General features: G+C 45.2%; 24 protein-coding genes and 1 other annotated feature. Of the genes, 2 read left to right on the plus strand and 22 right to left on the minus strand.

The window, feature by feature from the left end:
- Positions 1–91 precede the first annotated feature (91 nt).
- From spoIVA to NSQ20_RS20380, 19 genes are all read right to left on the minus strand, one after another.
- Entirely contained in the window at positions 92–1,570 is a 1,479-nt protein-coding gene (spoIVA, locus tag NSQ20_RS20290) for a stage IV sporulation protein A (RefSeq protein WP_017687692.1), read from the minus strand.
- Between the two features lie 454 nt (positions 1,571–2,024).
- Positions 2,025–2,804 carry a hypothetical protein gene (locus NSQ20_RS20295; protein WP_340030753.1) on the minus strand — a complete coding sequence of 260 codons (780 nt, stop codon included), beginning with the start codon at positions 2,802–2,804 and terminating at the stop codon, positions 2,025–2,027.
- Between the two features lie 46 nt (positions 2,805–2,850).
- Complete coding sequence (locus NSQ20_RS20300; RefSeq protein WP_036607701.1) at positions 2,851–3,201, minus strand: 2Fe-2S iron-sulfur cluster-binding protein; 351 nt, start codon at positions 3,199–3,201, stop codon at positions 2,851–2,853.
- A gap of 17 nt (positions 3,202–3,218) precedes the next feature.
- Positions 3,219–3,836: a hypothetical protein gene (locus tag NSQ20_RS20305; RefSeq protein ID WP_036672020.1), complete on the minus strand. Its 618-nt coding sequence runs from the start codon at positions 3,834–3,836 to the stop codon at positions 3,219–3,221.
- Positions 3,837–3,919: 83 nt separating this feature from the next.
- Positions 3,920–4,099: a DUF2768 family protein gene (locus NSQ20_RS20310; protein ID WP_036607705.1), complete on the minus strand. Its 180-nt coding sequence runs from the start codon at positions 4,097–4,099 to the stop codon at positions 3,920–3,922.
- A gap of 173 nt (positions 4,100–4,272) precedes the next feature.
- On the minus strand, positions 4,273–4,548 hold the full coding sequence (locus tag NSQ20_RS20315; RefSeq protein WP_017687687.1) for a stage VI sporulation protein F: 276 nt from the start codon (positions 4,546–4,548) through the stop codon (positions 4,273–4,275).
- Positions 4,549–4,651: 103 nt separating this feature from the next.
- Positions 4,652–5,692: an NAD(P)H-dependent glycerol-3-phosphate dehydrogenase gene (locus tag NSQ20_RS20320; protein WP_340030758.1), complete on the minus strand. Its 1,041-nt coding sequence runs from the start codon at positions 5,690–5,692 to the stop codon at positions 4,652–4,654.
- Positions 5,685–6,308 carry a glycerol-3-phosphate 1-O-acyltransferase PlsY gene (plsY, locus tag NSQ20_RS20325; RefSeq protein WP_036607711.1) on the minus strand — a complete coding sequence of 208 codons (624 nt, stop codon included), beginning with the start codon at positions 6,306–6,308 and terminating at the stop codon, positions 5,685–5,687. The genes NSQ20_RS20320 and plsY overlap by 8 nt, the downstream gene beginning before the upstream one ends.
- An 11-nt stretch (positions 6,309–6,319) precedes the next feature.
- Positions 6,320–7,642: a ribosome biogenesis GTPase Der gene (gene der, locus NSQ20_RS20330; protein WP_017687684.1), complete on the minus strand. Its 1,323-nt coding sequence runs from the start codon at positions 7,640–7,642 to the stop codon at positions 6,320–6,322.
- Positions 7,643–7,827: 185 nt separating this feature from the next.
- Positions 7,828–9,042 (minus strand): 30S ribosomal protein S1, encoded by a 1,215-nt coding sequence (rpsA, locus tag NSQ20_RS20335; RefSeq protein ID WP_036607712.1) that lies wholly within the window; start codon positions 9,040–9,042, stop codon positions 7,828–7,830.
- Between the two features lie 142 nt (positions 9,043–9,184).
- A complete protein-coding gene (locus NSQ20_RS20340; protein WP_036607713.1) occupies positions 9,185–9,772 on the minus strand; it encodes a lysophospholipid acyltransferase family protein in 588 nt (195 codons plus the stop codon).
- The gene (gene cmk / locus NSQ20_RS20345) at positions 9,769–10,473 is read right to left on the minus strand and encodes a (d)CMP kinase (protein WP_036607714.1); all 705 of its coding nucleotides are present in this window, start codon (positions 10,471–10,473) and stop codon (positions 9,769–9,771) included. The genes NSQ20_RS20340 and cmk overlap by 4 nt, the downstream gene beginning before the upstream one ends.
- A 103-nt stretch (positions 10,474–10,576) precedes the next feature.
- Positions 10,577–10,801 (minus strand): hypothetical protein, encoded by a 225-nt coding sequence (locus NSQ20_RS20350; RefSeq protein ID WP_036607715.1) that lies wholly within the window; start codon positions 10,799–10,801, stop codon positions 10,577–10,579.
- Positions 10,802–10,864: 63 nt separating this feature from the next.
- The gene (locus tag NSQ20_RS20355) at positions 10,865–11,518 is read right to left on the minus strand and encodes a flagellar brake domain-containing protein (protein WP_340030761.1); all 654 of its coding nucleotides are present in this window, start codon (positions 11,516–11,518) and stop codon (positions 10,865–10,867) included.
- A gap of 148 nt (positions 11,519–11,666) precedes the next feature.
- Positions 11,667–13,013, minus strand: a complete 1,347-nt coding sequence (gene ypeB, locus NSQ20_RS20360) for a germination protein YpeB (RefSeq protein WP_340030762.1) — start codon at positions 13,011–13,013, stop codon at positions 11,667–11,669.
- Positions 13,014–13,134: 121 nt separating this feature from the next.
- On the minus strand, positions 13,135–13,305 hold the full coding sequence (locus NSQ20_RS20365; protein WP_164783335.1) for a hypothetical protein: 171 nt from the start codon (positions 13,303–13,305) through the stop codon (positions 13,135–13,137).
- A 114-nt stretch (positions 13,306–13,419) separates the two neighbouring features.
- The gene (prsW, locus tag NSQ20_RS20370; RefSeq protein ID WP_017687676.1) at positions 13,420–14,115 is read right to left on the minus strand and encodes a glutamic-type intramembrane protease PrsW; all 696 of its coding nucleotides are present in this window, start codon (positions 14,113–14,115) and stop codon (positions 13,420–13,422) included.
- 43 nt (positions 14,116–14,158) lie between these two features.
- Positions 14,159–14,773 (minus strand): genetic competence negative regulator, encoded by a 615-nt coding sequence (locus NSQ20_RS20375; RefSeq protein ID WP_017687675.1) that lies wholly within the window; start codon positions 14,771–14,773, stop codon positions 14,159–14,161.
- 187 nt (positions 14,774–14,960) lie between these two features.
- Positions 14,961–15,314, minus strand: a complete 354-nt coding sequence (locus NSQ20_RS20380) for a hypothetical protein (protein ID WP_036607724.1) — start codon at positions 15,312–15,314, stop codon at positions 14,961–14,963.
- 94 nt (positions 15,315–15,408) lie between these two features.
- Here NSQ20_RS20380 and NSQ20_RS20385 point away from each other — a divergent pair, with 94 nt between their 5' ends.
- Positions 15,409–16,305, plus strand: coding sequence for a polysaccharide deacetylase family protein (locus NSQ20_RS20385; protein ID WP_340030764.1), 897 nt, complete (start codon positions 15,409–15,411; stop codon positions 16,303–16,305).
- A gap of 45 nt (positions 16,306–16,350) precedes the next feature.
- Here NSQ20_RS20385 and NSQ20_RS20390 read toward each other — a convergent pair whose 3' ends face one another.
- Genes NSQ20_RS20390 through NSQ20_RS20400 form a run of 3 tightly spaced genes read right to left on the minus strand, consistent with a single transcriptional unit; the run spans position 16,351 to position 18,220 of the window.
- Positions 16,351–17,148, minus strand: coding sequence for a metallophosphoesterase (locus NSQ20_RS20390; RefSeq protein ID WP_340030766.1), 798 nt, complete (start codon positions 17,146–17,148; stop codon positions 16,351–16,353).
- Positions 17,149–17,177: 29 nt separating this feature from the next.
- Complete coding sequence (locus tag NSQ20_RS20395; protein ID WP_017687671.1) at positions 17,178–17,630, minus strand: hypothetical protein; 453 nt, start codon at positions 17,628–17,630, stop codon at positions 17,178–17,180.
- A complete protein-coding gene (locus NSQ20_RS20400; RefSeq protein ID WP_036607728.1) occupies positions 17,627–18,220 on the minus strand; it encodes a type II CAAX endopeptidase family protein in 594 nt (197 codons plus the stop codon). Before NSQ20_RS20400 ends, NSQ20_RS20395 begins: the two co-directional genes overlap by 4 nt.
- A 335-nt stretch (positions 18,221–18,555) precedes the next feature.
- Positions 18,556–18,786 (plus strand) — a binding site (T-box leader).
- Between the two features lie 199 nt (positions 18,787–18,985).
- On the opposite strand from NSQ20_RS20400, the gene serA reads away from it, so the two are divergent.
- Positions 18,986–20,581, plus strand: coding sequence for a phosphoglycerate dehydrogenase (serA, locus tag NSQ20_RS20405; RefSeq protein ID WP_017687669.1), 1,596 nt, complete (start codon positions 18,986–18,988; stop codon positions 20,579–20,581).
- Positions 20,582–20,708: the final 127 nt, after the last annotated feature.

Here is a 20,708-nt window from a genome sequence, read left to right on the forward strand (position 1 = left end):
AAGTACTATTCTTCCTATCCATTTCATCCAAAATAAAGAAACCACGTAAAAAAGACCGCGAGGGGATGCCCCCTTACGGTCTTTTGATGTCTTACAGAATGATAGCGATCAAGCCGCCCGAACCTTCGTTAATGATTCTTCCCAGCGTCTCTTGCAATTTGTATCTTGCATTATCCGGCATCATGGCAATCTTGCCCTGGATCCCTTCTCGCACGATGGAATGCAGCGAACGACCAAACATGTCTGAATCCCATACCTTGATCGGATCGTTCTCGAAGTCCTGCATCAGGTATCTCACCAGTTCCTCACTTTGTTTCTCCGTACCGATGATTGGAGCGAACTCTGATTCCACATCAACCCGGATCATATGAATGGACGGTGCCGTTGCTTTCAGACGTACGCCAAATTTGGTGCCCTGACGAATGAGCTCAGGTTCATCCAGAGCCATCTCGGCAAGAGATGGAGCAGCAATGCCGTATCCGGTCGTTTTGACCATCTCCAGCGCTTCTGCGAAGCGGTCGTATTCTCTCTTCGCATGCGAGAATTCCTGCATTAATTGCAGCAGATGATCCTTACCGCGAATCTCGATTCCAACCACTTCCACGAGAATTTGATCATACAGTTCATCCGGCGCGTACAGGTCAATCTCGGCTACACCCTGCCCCATATTCATGCCACTCAGGCCTGCGCGATCAATGAATTCATATTCCATGAACTGAGCGACAACCCGATCCACGTCACGAAGTCTGCGAATGTCCTTAACGGTATCCCGTACGGAATTTTCGTAGTTGCTACGCAGCCAGTGAGTCTCATTGAGTACCATAACCCAGCTCGGCAAGTTTACATTCACTTCATGCACAGGGAACTCATAGAGCACTTCACGAAGTACACCCGTCACATCATCTTCCGTCATCGTCGCTGCACTGAGTGTCATCACCGGAATGTCGTATTTGGCAGCAAGCTCACTGCGCAATTGCAGGGCTTCTTCACTGCGAGGACGAGTAGAGTTGATGACCAGGACAAACGGTTTACCCACTTCTTTTAATTCTGCAATGACCCGTTCTTCGGATTCCACATAGGAACTGCGGGCAATTTCGGCGATTGTGCCGTCTGTTGTTACCACAACACCCAGTGTGGAATGCTCCTGAATGACTTTGCGAGTACCAATCTCGGCAGCTTCCTGGAACGGAATTGGTTCCTCGAACCAAGGCGTGGAGATCATGCGTGGACCATTCTCATCCTCGTATCCCTTGGCTCCTTCCACCGCGTAACCTACACAATCCACAAGGCGCACATTGACATCGAGTCCTTCTGCCACCTTAATCTGGACTGCGTTATTTGGTACGAATTTTGGTTCGGTAGTCATGATGGTTTTACCTGCTGCACTCTGTGGAAGTTCATCCACTGCACGGGCACGATCAGCCTCGCTTGCGATGTTAGGCAATACGATCGTTTCCATGAATCGTTTAATAAATGTTGATTTTCCCGTCCGGACTGCGCCGACAACCCCGAGATAAATATCCCCTCCGGTCCGCTCAGCTATGTCCTTAAAAATGTCCACTTTCTCCAATGAAATCCCCTCCCTAAATTACTCCGAAGGAAAAATGCTAAAGAGCATCCGCTTCGTTTTTTCAATCAGAAGACTGAAATCCCTGCAACGGTAGAGCCGCCTTTGTGAGTGCCCGGAAGTCGTCCGCCGCCGAACGTTGCATTCTGATGAAACCGGCGAGAGCGGCGTTAACTCGTACATGCAATTGGACTAGTATCATCTTATGTATCCGTATGCGGCAATATGACGCGTATTTTTGTTTTTTTATCTTAAGGTGATGACATTAGGAGAATCCCCCGATCTCGGACTGCGCGTCTTTATTTCAATCTACTTTATGTGATCCGCGAAGCTTTTATGACGGTTATTGCTCATATTGACAAAAGAAAAAAGAGATATCCCTTATTTGGAATATCTCTTTTTGAACCATTAGAGCCATGGTGGTCATACAGCTAAATCATTTGAATTGCAACCATGCTTATTTTATGGGCTGGGCAACCGGCGCATTATTTTTCCAAGCGTAGAAAACCGATTTTACAGGTACGAAGTAGGAGTGTTCCACCAGCAAATCCCGAACATCTTCAGTCTCTGCTGGAGACACGTCAGACTTTTCCACTGCCTGCATAATATCAAAAGCATAATCTACATAGACCTTGCCTTCGTCATCCATCATAAACGGTAACGCCTGACCTGAATATACACTATTCAGCGTAATGGAAGGAGTACCTGCCTGAGCAGCCTGCTCCATATTCACAACATATAACCCCGGATACAGTTCTTCCCCGCTTGGCAGCTTATTGTTATGTACGGACTTATATTGATTAACCATTCGTTGCACATCGTTTACTTTCTGTACGGTCAGAAGATCCATCACTTTAATGGTCGGATTCACTTCTTCGTCCTGAATAAGGAAGTAAGCGCTCCCACCACTTTCAAAAGCAGTCCCCGGTATTTCATCCAGATACCCCAGTTGTTTCAACTTGGGCAGATCCACTCTGAACTTTTCATATTTTGGCGTTTCCATATCTGCATTGATGATTGGCAAAATCCCCTCATTTTGCTGAAATGCCTCGACCGCACTCTGGATGCGGCTCACGCTCTCCCGATAAGCTATCTTAGGGTCTGAATTGCTCTGGGATGGATACATACAACCACTTGCTGTAAAAGCAAACAACAGGAATAACAGCAGACCGCCCGTCTGATGTTTCAGACGCTGCCGTCCGCTTCCTTCCACACATTTTGGCTTGTTCCTAATCATTCGTGTCCTCCTTGAATAACTCATTAGAGAATCAATGTCATAACGCTCAGAACCAGTCGTCTTCCTGTTGTTGACGTTCCAGTTGTTTCCGAATGGCTGCCTTCAACGGGTCCTCTGGAACATGAACCGATAGAGATCCACACACCTTGGCCTGACAGGACAGTCGTGTACCTGCTTCCAACAGTGAACCCAGCTTGCGCTTTTCTGCATCTGTTGGTGGATACAGTTCCGTCCGATGTTCTTCATCCACGTTCACTTTGCACATCAGGCAAGCCGCTTTGCCATCACATCGGGTCGTAATCTTGACTCCAGCACGTCGTGCTGCATGCAGAAGTGTTGCCCCTGGTTTGAGCGCTATTGATTTGTTCATAGGTAAAAAAGTAACTTTATAGTCCATCATTTTCCTCCCTCAACCTACTGGGGCCATGTAAAGCCAACAAGCTCTTCCACTTCGGCTCTGAAGCGGCTTGTCCATACATTCTGTTGACTTAAAAGCATCATTATAGGTTGATGTGCATCTGGCTGCTCGCGCATCTGTGTCGCAATGGGGACATAACGATCTTCACGACCTCGCAGCAGATTAAACAACAACTCATGCGCAAGCGGCATCAGTCGCAGGCTATATAAACCCACTTGTGCTACTGGTGCATGGGGAGCAAGTACATGTTCAATCTCAATACGGTACCAACTTTTGCGAGCCCATATTTCGAAACCACCAACCAGTTCCAGCGCACATTCACCCACCTGATAGTGGCTCAGCAGAGAAGCATACGGTCCTGTCTTATCCACTGTAGGCTCGTCAAGCATTTCCCCCGGAGCGCTACGGTGAAGTTCTTTAGCAGCAGCAACATCCGCATAGATATCAATATCTCTCGGAGCCTGTTGCAACTCCACCCCTTGAAGCAGCAACCCACAACTTCCTCCAAGTAACCATGTCTGTGGCTGTGTGTTCCAGGCTTTGGCCGTTTCCAGCAAAGCCGCGTGTAATTCCGGATAACGCTCTGTCCGACCCTCCGTATCATGCGGCCCCATAGGCTCACACTCCCCTCATCCGTGTTCATTGTGTCAGTTCTTATGATGTGCTTATGCGGATGTTATCCTTCAGGCATGGGAAATCAGGTCAGAGAAGCGATTCCACCGAACAAGCCAATCAGCATAATCAAAAATGCAATCAGAGAAAGAATCCCCCGTACAATACCTTTTGTTTTGGCACGAGCAAACGTAATCAGGAATACAGATAGTCCCATAATGAGGATGGCCACCAATGACAGCCACATCTTGTCCATTGCGCTCATAATCCAGCAGTCTCCCCTTCAGTCCGATATTCATCACTGACACTGTGACAATTGCAACCATTATAACACGAAATTCAGCTCAACTTTCCAAAAAAAAGACAAAAAAGCAAGCCGGCAGAAGCCGACTCGTCTTTTTGTCTTACTGGATCACCTGCACATGCAGGTGTGATCTATTATTTTTTCATCATCATTTTCATTAACGATTCCATACTGCTCGGATTCAATCCGCTTTTCTTGACCGCACTCACAATATCCTTAACCGTATCCTCAGATACCGGAACTTTCGCCATGGCGGATACTTGTTTGATCAATTGGCGCAACTGAGCTTCATTCTGAATCGTCGTTGGTTTCACCGTGCTTGCCAATTTCTTAACGGCACCTTCCGTTATCGTTTTACCCGTTTTCTTATTGATTGCATTCAGTGCATCTTTGGAAATGTTGTTACCCATTCGTCTCCCCTCCTCCGGCAATACTCATGTGTATAGTATGAGTCTGCTACAGAAAAGGTGAATAAGCTTCTTATTTCACAAGGTACGTTTAGGCTGATTACAATCAGGAATGCCACTGCTCCCAGGTTTCAAGCTTCATGACTTCCATTTCAGTCTTCGGGTCACGTCCCATCAAGGCTTCAACCGCATCACGCGGCTGTCTCTCCTGGAATAAAACGTGATATAACTGATCCGCAATTGGCATTTGTACACCGTATTTTTGTGAGATGAAATAGGCAGCTTGCGTAGTTCGAATGCCCTCTACCACCATGCCCATGGACTTCAGAACATCATCCAGCTTCTGTCCCTGGCCTAACATGGAACCTGCTCTCCAGTTCCGACTGTGCTGACTTGTAGCCGTTACAACCAGATCCCCGATTCCAGCAAGTCCCGAAAACGTTAGCGGATTTGCTCCCATCTCAACACCAATACGTGTGATCTCTGCCAAACCGCGTGTTAGCAAAGCGGCTTTGGCATTATCACCAAATTGAAGACCATCGGACATACCTGCACCAAGAGCAATGATATTTTTGAATGCACCAGCCAGCTCAACACCGATCATATCCCGATTCGTGTAAACCCGGAAATAAGCATTCATAAACAAAGCTTGGGCAGATTCGGCAGATGCCTTATCCAGTGAAGCTACAACCACTGTCGTTGGACAACGCTTCACCACTTCTTCCGCATGGCTTGGGCCAGAAAGAACAACCACACGTCCTTCTTCACATTCAAGCTCTTCTGAAATGACTGTGGACATCCGTTTGAGGCTTTCTGTCTCAAAACCTTTGGTTGCATGAATGACTAACATCTCAGGCTTGTAATAAGCCTTAAGCTGGTTCGTAACTGCACGCATGGCTGATGAAGGCGCAACAATTAACACAGCTATAGCGCCTTCCACCGCAGCTTCCATATCAGTTGTTGCTTGAATCCGTGGTGAAAGCTCCGCATCCGGAAGATAGCGAGTATTAGTGTGCTTGTTATTGATTTCGTTAGCCTGGTCTCCACCACGTGTCCACATCATCACATCCAACTGATTGGCGGCGAGTACACTGGCGAGAGCTGTTCCCCAGCTCCCAGCGACTAGAACAGCAACTTTTTTAGACAACTCGTTTACCCCCTCCAGGGTTTTTCGATCCCAATTTATTTTCCTGTCCTTTGGCGAGCTTCGCAATATTGGTACGATGTCTCCAGAACGCAAACAGACAAATAATCAGACTCCCCCAGAAGATATTCATTGAATATCCGGGTAATACCATGATAAAGATGGGTGTAAATGCTACAAAAATCAGAGACCCCAATGAAACATAGCGTGTCAATACAATAGACAGAATGGCGATCACCCCAGCACATAACGCAGGCAGGAAAGCAAGACTTACCAGAACACCAATGGCTGTGGCAATGCCTTTTCCTCCACGAAAATGGAAGTAAAGCGGCCAGTTATGTCCTGCAATGGCTGCTATACCACTGAGTGCAGGAATCCAGGCAGAACCGTTACTCAGCCAGATTCCAATCCATACAGCTGCAACACCCTTAAGTACATCAAGTAACAGAACAGCAATTGCCGGTCCTTTACCCAAAATACGCAATGTATTGGTAGCTCCCGCGTTTCCACTTCCGTGCTGACGAATATCGATCCCCCGTATCGCTTTGGCAAGGAGGACACTAAAGCTGATCGAACCGAGCAGATAACTCAGTACAATCGCTGCGATTTGTAAAATCACACACTTCTCCCCTAACTTTCGTCGGACTTCTTCCGAGTAAATATGCGAATTGGTGTTCCTTCGAAGTCAAACGCTGCACGGATTTTATTCTCCAGGTAGCGCTCATATGAGAAGTGCATCAATTCCGGATCGTTCACAAAAACAACCATGGTCGGTGGCTTAACGGCAACCTGAGTCACATAGTTAATTCTCATTCTCCGTCCTTTATCCGTTGGCGGAGGGTTAATTGCAACCGCATCAGACACCACATCGTTAAGTAGATGTGTTTGTACACGTAACGAGTGTTGATCTGCTACCCTTTTCACAACCGGCAACAATTTTTGTAAGCGTTGTTTTGTGAGGGCTGACAAGAATACGACTGGAGCATAAGTCATAAACAGGAAGTGATCCCGAATTTTTCTCTCAAACTCTTTCATCGTTTTGTCATGCTTCTCTACCACGTCCCATTTGTTCACAACAAACAATGACGCTTTACCAGCTTCGAATGCATATCCTGCAATATGCTTGTCCTGTTCAATAATGCCTTCTTCACCATTAATGACAATCAGAACAACATCTGCACGCTCAATCGCACGCATCGCACGCATTACACTGTATTTCTCAGTTGTTTCATATACTTTACCACGCTTACGCATACCTGCTGTATCAATCAGCACGTAACGTTGGCCGTCTTTTTCAAAAGGTGTATCAATTGCATCCCGGGTCGTTCCAGCCACGTCACTTACAATGACACGTTCTTCACCCAGAATAGCGTTCACCAGTGAAGATTTACCCACATTCGGACGTCCGATCAGAGCTACACGAATGACATCTTCATCGTAAGTCTCTTCCTCAAGTTCTGGCAACTTCTCCACAATTGCATCAAGCAAGTCACCTACACCTGTACCGTGACTTCCGGATACGCCGATGGGATCACCGAAACCAAATCCATAAAACTCATAAATGAGCTCACTTCGTCCGATATTATCCACTTTGTTAACGGCTACAACAATAGGCTTGCCTGAGCGGTAGAGCATCTCTGCTACCTCTTCATCCGATTGCGTAATACCTGCTTTTGCATCACACATGAATACAATAACATCCGCTTCTTCAATAGCGAGCTCTGCTTGCATCCGAATCGATTTTAGGATTACATCTTCACCATCAATTTCGATACCACCTGTATCAATGATACTAAATGGTTTACCGTTCCATTCACCGATTCCATATATACGGTCACGGGTAATGCCCGGCTTGTCTTCCACAATGGCCAGTCTGTCGCCGATGATCCGATTGAAAATGGTGGATTTACCCACGTTCGGTCGTCCGACAATTGCCACAACGGGTCTTGCCATACATTCCACTCCTCCTGTCCATACTTACGATACTCATCATAGCAAAAAAGATATATCTTGGCTAACGTTTCATGCCAAATTACTCGCAATAAAAACAATCGGCGAACCCGCCTTGGGCTCGCCGATCTTGCTTTTGTTATTCAGCAAAATATGCAGTATATAACTTAGAACCATGCATTGTTAACTTATTTGAATTTGCTGAGTTTGTCTCCAAACAGTTCGCCAAGCGTAGTGCTCATACCTTGATTGTTCAAGGAAACGTTTGGATTGTTGATTTCTTCACGCGGAGCGTTGTTTCTTGAAGGTCTTTCTGATTTTTGTGGTTGAGCTGGAGCTTCTTCTGTTTCTTTGATGCTCAAGCTTACACGTTGCTCAGAAGGGTTCATGTCCAAGATTTTAACTTGAACTTCTTGTCCTTCTTTCAGCACTTCATGAGGAGTGCCGATGTGTTTGTGGGAGATTTGCGAGATATGCACAAGTCCCTCAACACCAGGAGCGATTTCAACAAATGCACCGAAGTCTACCAGACGTTTTACAACACCTGTTACGATATCGCTGGAATTGAATTTTTCGCTTGCTGTTTCCCAAGGACCTGGTTGAACAGCTTTCATGCTCAGGCTGATTTTGCCTTTTTCAGGGTCAACTTTCAGCACTTTCACACTAACTTTATCACCTTCAGACAGTACGTCGGATGGTTTTTCAACGTGTGTCCAAGCCAGCTCGGATACGTGAACCAAACCGTCAACTCCGCCCACATCAACAAATGCACCGAATTGAGTCAAACGTTGTACTGTACCTTCGATCACTTGACCTTCTTGCAAACCAGCCATTACTGTAGCTTTGTTTGCTTCGAATTCTTGCTCCAGTACGTCTTTTTGGGAAAGGATCACTTTGTTGTTCTCACGGTCGATCTCTTTCACTTTAACACGCAGTGTGCGTCCTTTGTAGTCGCTGAAGTCTTCAACGAAATGGCGTTCAACCATGGAAGCCGGGATAAATCCACGTACGCCCACGTCTGCTACCAGACCGCCTTTAACAACATCACCTACAACAACTTCGAATACGTCTTGGTCTTCAAAATGCTTTTGCAATTGATCCCATGCGTTTTCGCTGTCGATTGCACGTTTGGACAAAACGAGTTTTTCTTTCTCGTCGTCGATGCTAAGAACTTTAGCTTCAACTTCTTGTCCAACTTCTACTGCGTCAGACGCGCTGTCAACATGTAATGAAGACAGTTCACGAATTGGAATGACACCGTCATATTTATATCCAATGCTCACATAGGCTTGGTTATCTTCCAATTTGACGATGGTTCCTTTTACGGTATCTCCTTTTTTCAAGGAAACGAATTGATCCAACTCATCTTGGGTTGCTTCTTGATTTTTCATTTCTTCCGACATGTCAAATACCCTCCTCAATTCAAAAACCCCATTATATTCAAACCTGCCTGTAGCAGAGTTCAAAACACTTTCATCACTGAGTGCTCAAACTTTAGTCTCCCTCAAAAATATGGAAACATGCACTCAGCTACCGACGAAGCCATTACTTGCTTGGCACGCCCGTTTGCACCATCTCGTTAATCTTGGACATAATCTTTTCAGTCGCCTTCTCTAGAGCTTCTCCAGATGGGTCTTCCTTGAACTCGTCCAAACTTACTGGTGCTCCATATACAACTTTCATCTTACGAAAAACTTTGTAGTTACCGATAATAGCAGTAGGAATAACTGTAGCGCCACTGCGGAGAGCAAAACTCGCTGCCCCTTTTTTGCCGATACCTCCATCATTGTGACGGCTTCCCGAGGGGAAGATTCCAAGCACTTGACCATCACGCAAAATATTGAGTGAGGTTTTGATGGATTCCTTGCTGACACCTCCACGTTTAACGGGGAAAGCGCCCACGGCTTTAATAATTCGGCCGAGTACCGGAATTTCAAACAATTCGCTTTTGGCCATAAAACGTACCTGACGGCGAAGTTTGATACCAACGGTTGGAGGATCGAAGTTACTAATATGATTGGAACATAAAAGTACGCCGCCTTCTTTCGGAATATTCTCCCGTCCAACGGCCTCCAAGCGGAAAAGAATGGTATAAATGATCCGCAGTAATGTGCTGCAAAATGTGTAAATCATAGACCGATCTCTCCTCTGACCATTGTGCAATAAGATACGATTTTGTCAACCACTTCATGAATGTTCATCTCCGTTGTATCAAGGACAATAGCATCCTCAGCACAACGCAATGGGGAAATTTCCCGATTCTCATCCAATCTGTCACGGGTGGCAATGTCTCGCTCCAGCTGTTGCAACGTCAGTCCTTCAGAGGGGTCCAGTTCTTTGAAGCGGCGAAGCGCACGCTCTTCCACACTGGCAGTCATGAAGATTTTCACTTCCGCATCGGGCAGTACTGTCGTTCCGATATCGCGTCCATCCATGACGACGCCCTTGCGCAAAGCCATTTGCCGCTGAGTATCCACTAATTGCGTACGCAGCCCCTCGATTTGCGCATATCGGGACACGATTCCCGTCACTTCACGGGAGCGGATTTCCGAGGTTACTTCTTCCCCATTACAGAACACTTTCTGTCCGTCGGGATCCGGTTGTAAATCAATGACCAGCTTTTGGGCTTCCTGAAGTACCTGTGTCACATCTTCCGGTGTAATACCTTTCCGAAGCATATGCAAGGTTACCGCACGGTACATTGCGCCTGTGTCGACGTATACATACGCGAGCGCCTCTGCAACCAATCGGGCCACCGTGCTTTTCCCGGCACCGGCAGGTCCGTCAATTGCAACGTTCATTTTCCCGTTCTCTGATGTGTTCTGGCTTGCCAACGGGGCATTCCTCCTCAAACGATAAACCTCAATAAAAAAACAGGCATTGCCTGCATCGTGAAAATTATACCACACTCTACACATGGATGCAAAAACAGACAAATCAACGACGGTTGTAATCATTCATCGTTTGCACTTCAATTGGCGTTCCTTCCAGGCGGTCAATGGTGGTCAAATTCTTTTTGAAGCCTGGTACCAACAGCAGCAATTGATATACCACAAGCAGGATTAGAAGGGCTGCAATCAGAATCGTAACCTTTCGTTCCATTCGCCTGGAGAAAACATAATAAAGTCGTTCATATCTGCGGGTTGCATGACGACGATTCAAGGCAATACCTCCGTTTTTTTCATTACGGTACCCGCAGTTCCCTCTCTTTATGCCACAACATTCCTATTTCGTGCGATAGTCAAGTTGCCGCTCAAAACAAAACTTGATAATTTTCTGGCGCTCCGAATCTGAAATCTGCACAAATTTCAACATGCATAGCTGTCTGCCGGTTTCCAGGGTTTTGATCCGCACAACTTCAGCTTCAAAATTCACATGTTCAATGGTTGAATTCCGGTAGGGAACCAGCAACCAGCATTTCAATTTTTGACCTTCAGCTATTGAGAAACCTGTTTCGCCGTAGATGGACAATCCACCACCGCCAATATCTTCAGTCAATCCGACAGCACGGGTCAGATCTTCACTCTGGATGGCCAATTCGAGGTTCGCATGAACACGAAGAAAGCTGCGCCGTTGTATTTTGGATATATCGCTCGGAAGCGGTTTGCGGATACGGACAAGACGGACCACATCTTCCTCAAATCCCGTGACATAGGTATTAAAATAATGCCGGACCCCATCCTCCGTAATATATGAAATGGACAATTCATCTCCGAAAAAGAGCCTTTTCAGACCGCTGCTTCCTTGTTGCATCGGGACCTCAATCAGAAAACTGCTGTCATCCATATCTGCAATGCGTGATTTGTACTCTTTGTGTTCCTCTTTTTCATCTGCAGAAGCAATGTGGATGTATAAAATTTCATTTATTTTCGGAAACAAGCTGTTCACCGCCACTTTATGTATTTATCTTCGTATGTACAAGGACTATTATACCATGACCTTTCTCACATTGAACAAGAAAAAAACAGACCACATCGTGGTCTGCCGCAGTTATTCGCTCAACTTCAAATTCAAATTATCCATCTTTTTATGAGGTTGCATTGACCGGTTTGATCTCTTCAACCGCTTCTTCTATTCCTGTATTCGCATTAATGTATATCCGGTAACGAGAACCGTTAATTTTCCCTCCGAATTCATAACACAATACTTCTTTGCTGTAATCATTCTCAATCAGGGATTTGCGAACATAATTTTCTTCGAACTCCGAATTAAGCTTTTTCCGCGCCTGTTGCTCCGTAAGAGTTGCTTTCGGAATTTTGCGCATGTCATTATGTTCGTAAACAAAGTCACTCGCCTGGAAGCCGGTTACTTCGCCTGTATCCAAACCTACACGAACTGACATTTTCTCGGGATAAATCAAGGTGTCCCCTTGCTTACGCACATAAGTAAGGTTACCCAGATTACCATATTCATCGTAGTTTACAGCTTTCATATCCTTATAGCCTTTGTTCATTAGAAATTGATCTGCTTTAGCCATGGCATTCTGACGAGACACTTTTTTGGTTCCGATTGGACGCGTATCACTGTAAGAGATCAGCATTCCGCCATTACGGGTGAAATCCATCATCAGTTTGCCATTGTTGGCATGATCAATCGTGGCAGTGTAGGACTCCCAGTCTGTTCCTTTGCCGTTCTCCTGCACTTGGATTTTGCTACTATCCGCATCAGAGAATTTTGCAGCCTTGCTCTGAATCTGTTCTTTGGTCACCGGCAAGCCGTCCAGTTTCTTGACTGATCGTTTTGCATAGATGTTGGATACGGAAGGACCCCAATCAAGCTCCGGGTATTCCTGTACCTTTTTGTTTACTGTACGAAAACCATCAACGATCGTGTTGTCCATGGTTTGCTCTTGTGTTGCCATGGCAGTCTCTGCATCCATCCAGCGCAATCGGTCCGTCAGGACTTTCTGCTGCACATCCTGCAGATTCTTGGTAATCTCGGATGAATTCTGATACAGCTTTTTCAGGTTGCCCATTTCCTTCTCACTTAGCGGTTCGTTCGTCAAGTCACGCATCGACGCCCGATAGGCAAAGTTGGAAATACGCGAGAGAAACTCCTCTGTCTCGTTAAATGGCAGCATGGTGAGTGGCAGTTGGTTGATCTCATTCTGCGCTTCACTGGTGAGTCGCCATACATTCATCAAACCTTTGCGATGCATCCCCTGTGATGTAGAGTGAACCGCCAAGGTGTTGCCAATCTCCGAATGCAATTTGTCCATATGAAAAGATAAATCGTGAAATGCACGCTGATATTGATTCTCTGCCTTGATCAGAATTGCATTCTTCTCCTGATTCTCCTGATAGCCCCACACGAGCGCACCGACCAGCAGAACCGCAAATATCGGAAACATAACTGAACTTAATCGTTTATACATCGGTAGAGTCTCCTTTCTTCTAAACCACTACCTCTATTGTGGATCGAAGAAAGATCTCTTATGCATGCGATTTCCAGTCCTTACACAAGCAGGCTGCTAAAGTAGCGTTTGGGTCCTCCTTTTAATTCAGCTGAATCCCAGTTGCCATGCCCTCTTCTTCAATTTCGAACTGGTCTCTGTTATCACATAGGCACTGCTTGAATCCCGTCTCAATCCGGCCCCGATCTTTCTTGCCTCGTAATGTAAATCGTTCACCGCATTGTTTGCATCTGATTTTAATTTTAATTCTCATCACAACGATCTCCGTTTCTGTCGGTCATTCCCCGGGAGTTTATCTGTAAAAATAAAAACACACCGGAGTCATAGGCGCAATATGCGCTTTATGTCCACCAGTGTGTCCGTATTTTTATAATTTAACCTCTTCCTCCCGCTTCACAAAACGAAAAGGAGAACGGTTATTAGCTCGTGTGATTTTACCCATTGCCCCATACCACAGGCCCGCCATTAGCGGCGCTATAAACCACAACCAATGATTCACCATGGTGTTCATGATGACATCGTACAATGCATGCCAGAAAAAAGGTAACACCAGAGAAAGAACCAGATACCACCGCTTTTTCTTACCACCGATAAACTTGGCTTTACCCATATAATAACCCATGATTACCGCAAACATAGCGTGCCCTGAAACAGGGAGCAGTGCCCGAAGGAACATGGCTGAGACGGATGCATTCCCCGCAAAGGCATACAACACATTCTCAACAGTGGCAAATCCAAGTGAAACAGCGACTGCATATAAGATCCCGTCATACGGCTCATCAAATTCGGTGTGATTATAGATGATATGATAAAGTACGAACCATTTAACGAATTCCTCCACACCACCTGAGATCATAATGGCCTCAAGATAAGGATTATCCCCGAGCCACATCATCATGCCACGCTGAATAATCATCACAGGCAGTACCATCAGAATACCCATGAGGAAAACCCGCAATACCATATGAAGTGGCTCATAATCATAACGGTCTTTCAGGTAAAAGTATGTTAACAAGGCGAGACCCGGAGCAACTGCTGCCGCTAAGACCGAAAACAAAAGCACCGAAATTCCCTCCTCTGACTAAAGACGCGATTACAACTAGAGATTAATCCTGGCGTTTGAAGTGGGTGCAGATAACATCAATCGCTTGTGCAGGAATAACAACCTTACCATACTCTTCCATGACTGCTGGAGTAACTGAGGAGCCTTCGCCAAATTCAGCAAGCAAGGCAATCAATGCCGCATGTTTGGTGGAATCTACCTCATCTGGCTCCAAATGCAAGAACCACTTGTCTTTATAGGAATAAAGTCTCCCAGCATCCGTAACATGCTGACGCAACATATGTGCAGCTTCAATGAGCACTTCAAAGTCCTTGAATGCATAAACAATGGAATCGCTTTGCTCGAGTGTAACTTCCATTTCATATACTTCTTCAGGAAGATCATCTTCATGACCTAAACCATATTGTTGCGGATCATATTTTCCACGTGTGACAATGACAACCATCCCTTGAGCGGGAAGTGCGAATACTTCGACAGCGAGTGGACCTGTGGCATCAAATCCAAGTTCGGAATAGGCCTGATCCATCATTTCAGTGAACAGTTCATGAACCTTAGGTATTTCCTGCCACATATCTTCTTTTTGTATTCCGCGCTCGCTCAGATCGTCAAAGGTCAGGAAAATCCGTATCTTATCGTGACTTAGTCGTTCTATTTTCATACAGGATCTCCCCTTTATAAGCAAGTCTTATAACAGATTATGAAGCACAAAACAATATGTGCTGAAAATAAATCTATGTAGTTATGTTATCATTTTATACCTCTAAATGCACGAAGTAAAATCGACAAAAAAAGAATCATTCCACAGCAAATCAAGACTGTGGATGATTCTAATTGGAGGTTTTGGTTTATAAACCCGGTACTGTTGTGTTTGTTTGGCTTAAAATTTGCTCAACTTCATGCTTCACATCGGGATTGGTGCGAATAAAATCTTTGAGCATGCTCATATTCGCTTCTTTTTCCTGCGGTGTGATTGCTCTTGCGGTCTTTGCTGCCGGATTTTTGTGGGATTCACCATGTTGATTTTGCTTGCTTGTGAACCCGTCCATACCCGGGAAAGTCATCTCCATCATCTTATGTTTTGCCTGATCCATCATATTTCTTGATGAACCCGATGACATCATGGGCAATTTGCCTTTGGACAGCCATGAACTGGCTGCAACACCAATGACAATGCCCCAAAAAAAGGATGAAGCCTTCATTACACCAACCTCCTTCAAGTGTTAAAATCATATTTAGTGTTTGCGGTAGTGAGCGATCTCATTCCGTATAATTACAGGAAAGCGAGTTGAAATCATGTTTAGACATACCGCCGCATTGATCATTGCTGCAAGTTTGCTGTTGTCAGCTTGTGGGACAGCGGAAGAAAAAACATCTGATAATTCCACACCAGCGGGCGAATCAACTACCACGGTTCAAGAAGAGCAAGGTAACTCTAACCCAACTGAAACAGGAGAACCCGGAACTGGTGTGCCCGAGTCTTCAACGGAAGATTCAACTGTGACAGAAGAAGAACCTGAATCTTCGGAGAAGGTTTCTACAGAAGAGAAAGTGGAAAAGACGTATCATATGAATGAAAATTATTATATTAAACCAAACGATGAAGCGAGCCCAAGCAAAGTGGTCTTGTTAACTTTTGATGATGGACCCAAAGAAGAAAAAATGATTACTTCACTGATCGACACTTTAGATAAACATAACGCTAAAGCGATATTTTTCGTCAATGGATATCGGGTGAAAAGCCATCCGGAATTGCTCAAACTCATACATGATCGGGGTCAGATTGTAGGCAATCATGCCTGGGATCATGAGGATCTCAAAAAAATGTCCAACGCTGAGGCGGCAAAACAGGTTACAGATGTCCAAAAAATAGTGAAGGATACCATTGGTGAGGAACCGCAATTCTTCCGTCCACCTTTTGGTTCGGGAAATGATGCACTGAAGGCTGCTGTGAAGAAAAATGGCATGTTATATATGACTTGGTCTAATGGTTCTCTCGATTGGGATAAAAGCACCAAAGACAACCCGGAAAAAGTCATCCAAAATGTACTCGATCAGTTAAATCCCGGAAGCAATATTTTGATGCATGAGTTGCCATGGACGGTTGAAGCATTGGATGAGTTGCTGACCAAGCTCGAAAAGAAAGGTTATTCCTTTGTTGATCCGCGTGCAATTGAATTGGAAGCTCGTTAAATTGTAATTTTGCGCATTAAAATAAAACAGCCTTGATCCAATGGATCAAGGCTGTTTCTCTGTGAGTGCTTTTTCCGCGGGCACTCTTAACGTGATGATATGCATCTCCGCAGGACAACTTAGTCGGAGAGGAAGATGATTTGTACCGTATCCTCTGCTAACAAGCATTTTGCCTTCTTGGTGAATGTCCTCCGGACTTCGCTTCAGGGAGTACCACCCGTTCGATACCGGACGATACGCTTTGCTCAGGAACACAGGTCCGAAAAATGGCAAAACCAATTGTCCGCCATGTGTATGACCACTTAAAATAAGATCTGCATTTTCTTCCAAGCGAAGGGCCTGCAAAGGATCATGGACGATAGCAATTTTGCAAAAACGGTTACCGATCTGCTGTAGTAATACATCGCCCTGTTTGGAACGATAGTCTATGCCGATCAGGCTCAATCTGTCGTTGCCCCTTTGCAGATATTCTACATTATCCTGCAGGAGCCTAACGTCCGATTCCCGAAGGATTCGCGCAAGTTGAGCGGTACCAGCCCTCTTGTCATGGTTGCCATACACCGTAAATGAAGGAGCAATGTTCGATAAAATTTTCATGTTATGTCTAACTAAAGACCATGAGATTCCTTTTTCCGCAACATCCCCACCGATGAGAACCCAGTCCACTTTGTTTTTAACGTTTGCCAGATCCTTCTGCTTCAGCTTGCGCTTGTGCGTGTCGGATACATACAAAATCATGGCCCCGTCAAAGGATGTTGGCAGATGAGGCACTTCCACCTCTTCTTCAATCATTTGATGAATATGGGCTTCACGCCACATATGAAAAAGTAGTGAAACTCCCATCAAAATGATTAAACCTGCGAGTAAAAGCATTACCACGGCAAGGGAAGGAACGTATTCAGAGCGGGTGCCCCTTCAACCCCCCACCAAACCAGACTAATCGTTAACATGACAAAAATAAAAATGAGTGAATTCACAAACCTCTTGCTCAATTTTAACCGACGTGAAGGATGTAATTCTGTCCGTGTAGGAAGCGAACCCGCTTCGGGGATCGATTCTTCCGTTGAATTTGGCGTTTTTTTGGAGCGTGATGGTGCCCTTTGAGGAAGTACTGGACTTTCCAGTTTTTCTGTATAGGGCTTGCGCTGTGATCTAGGTAAAGAAACGGAAGTAATTGGTGTAATTCCGCCAACCTCAGCTGCTGCTGCCGTTTCAGCAACGATGCTTACTTGAGAAGCCACCTGACGCTCGGATTTCTCTTTTTTATCCGATTGACGATGGCGCTGACTGCCATATGTCTTCATTCTACTTAATGGCTGATTCATGATCCCCTCCGAAAACGTATCGCTAATCCGGACACCAAATCAATAATAAAGTGACATAATATAGGTGCCCATAATGTGCCGGACTGCAAGTAAATCCAACCCAATCCATAACTTGAGACAAACACCCAGCCTGTTGGAATCCAGTGGCGCAAATAACGAATATGGATAACTGCAAATAAAATACTTGTCCAGTAAGGACCGATGGCATGTTGGATGGCTCCACGGAATAATAATTCCTCACACACAGCAACAATGGCTGCTATACATACAATGTGCCAGATCGGACGCCCACGGAACAACATCTCGTTAATTCCACCGTCATCCATGCTTTCCTGAGGTATAACATACGACAGTACCAAGTCCATAACAAGCATTATTCCTGCAAGACCAAGACCCCACCATATAAATTGGTAATTGTCAGGCCATGCGAGTACATCTAACAAGTTTCGTTTCTGCAATAAGATCCACACAACTCCGATAATCAGTGTCAGACCTTGTGTAAAGTATAGATTGATTAAAAGCAAACGCTCGGTAAGCTGTTGTGGCTCAGCCTTCTGAATCTTGAACTTGGGAAACTTGAATTTTTTCATCGGATGCGTCTGTCCTCTTGAGTTAAATTTGATGGATAACAATTACGTTGTCCAATCGGATAGTATACTAAATGATAGCCAAAAAACCAATTAGGTTCAAGGCCTGCCCCAAGTCCTGGTTATATGTCCGTGCCATTACTTCATTAAAGCAGTAAAATTCAGTTCACCAAACAGCTTACTTTCCATCTTCTTGTGGTAGGTATATTAACTATTGTATTACTTATGGTGACTCTGTTTATGTGTGAATCTAAAGACATCTGCAAAACATTTTAAAACATTTAAGCCTATTGACATGCTCATGTCAGCCATGATACATTATGAAAAAATTAGTCACGTTAAACACGATGATGGAAAAAAGACGTTGCTTCGTCTTACAGAGAGCCGATGGTAGGTGTGAATCGGTGGCAGGCAAATGGTCTTGAGCGCTCCTGAGTTATTGCATTGAAATTGGAGTAGGTGCAATCGGTTTAGACCCGTTATCCTCTTCGGTCTTCATTGACCGCTAAGACTGTCGTTGCGAAACGGCGGTGAATTAGGGTGGTACCACGACAACTCTCGTCCCTTATTGCGCAAGCAGTATGTGGATTGAGAGTTTTTTGATTTATTTTAAAGGATATCTGTGGGATCACTCTATTTGCTTCACCTTCCCCCTATGTTGCGACACCGCGTTGTTGGGCGGAAGAATCAACCTGGTTTTAAGGAATACCTCTTCGCTGAGGTCAGACCTTGACGATATAGATACACATACCTAAGGAGGAAGAAACCATGTACAAAGTGTTAGTGTCGGACCCAATCAGTGATCTGGGGATCCAGCAACTGGTGGATGCAAATGATGTTGTTGTTGAGAAGAAAACCGGTCTTAGTGAAGATGAACTTGTTGCCATTATTGGTGAATATGATGCCCTCTTGGTTCGCAGCCAGACTCGTGTTACAGATCGTATTATGACGGCTGGTACCAACCTTAAGGTGATCGGACGTGCAGGTGTTGGTGTAGATAACATTGATCTGGAAGCTGCTACACAGCGCGGTATCATCGTTATTAATGCACCTGATGGCAATACCATCACAACCTGTGAGCACACGTTTGCCATGATGATGGCATTGGCACGACACATTCCTCAGGCATATGCCAAGACTATTCAGGGTACGTGGGATCGTAAAACCTTCCTGGGTGTGGAATTAAGAAATAAAACGCTCGGTGTACTGGGTATGGGACGGATCGGTAGTGAAGTTGCCAAGCGCGCCAAAGCATTCGGAATGGACATTCTTGCTTACGACCCGTTCCTCACGGAGGAGCGTGCCGAGAAGCTGCAAGTGAAGCTGGCTAGTGTAGATGATATCATTCGCAATGCGGACTTCATGACCGTTCACACACCATTAACACCGGAAACACGGCACATGATTTCACGTCCACAATTCGAAGTGATGAAAAAAGGAATGCGTATCATCAACTGTGCTCGTGGTGGTGTAGTTGACGAGATGGCACTTGTCGAAGCCATTGATCAAGGTATTGTTGCTGGTGCAGCATTTGACGTATTCGAAAGCGAGCCGCCAGCCGCTGATCACCCGTTCCTGAATCACCCAAGCATTATCGTTACGCCTCACCTTGGTGCGTCCACAGTAGAAGCACAAGAGAACGTGGCTATCGATGTGTCGGAACAGGTGCTTCACATTTTGCGTAACGAACCATTTAAAAACGCAGTTAACATGCCGGCTGTTGCACCAACCGTGATGAACAAATTGCAGCCTTATTTCAAACTGGGTGAAACGTTGGGTAGTTTTGCAGCACAGATTACACAAAATGCAGTGCAGGAGATTCGTATCGACTATGCTGGTGAACTTTCTGAAGTAGATACTTCTCCTCTCACTCGTTACATTGTGAAAGGGATTCTCGCCAGACATTTGGGTGGGGAAGCCAACATCGTTAACTCCATGCATCTGGCCAAAATCCGTGATCTGAATGTGGTTGTAAGCCAAACCTCAACCACTAAAGGATTTACTAACCTGATTACCGTAACATTGGTTACAACTCAGGATGCTGAGGAACGTCGTGTAGCAGGTACATTGCTTGCAGGTTATGGAGAACGTATTGTTCGTCTGGACAAATTCCCGGTAGATATCGCTCCGGAAAGTCATCAAATTTTGATCTCCCACAACGATAAACCAGGTATTATCGGACGTGTAGGAACCCTGCTTGGACAAAACGATGTCAACATCGCATCCATGCAGGTTGGACGTAAAATTATTGGTGGTGCAGCGATCATGATTCTGACCGTAGATAAAGCTGTTCCAAAAGATGTGCTTGTGCAGCTTGCTGCGTTGCCTGAAATCAATACTGCTGTTGAAATTGTTCTGGAATAATCAAATATATTTCTATATGTAAAAGGAAAGACGGGACCCTAGTGGTTCCCGTCTTTTTTGTCGTAAGGAATTGTATGACTGTACCCGCTGAAATATCGGTGATGAAGATTGCAAACAAAATATTTTT

It is taken from the genome of Paenibacillus sp. FSL K6-1122, from assembly GCF_037977015.1.
In the GTDB taxonomy this organism is placed as follows: Bacteria; Bacillota; Bacilli; order Paenibacillales; family Paenibacillaceae; genus Paenibacillus; species Paenibacillus amylolyticus.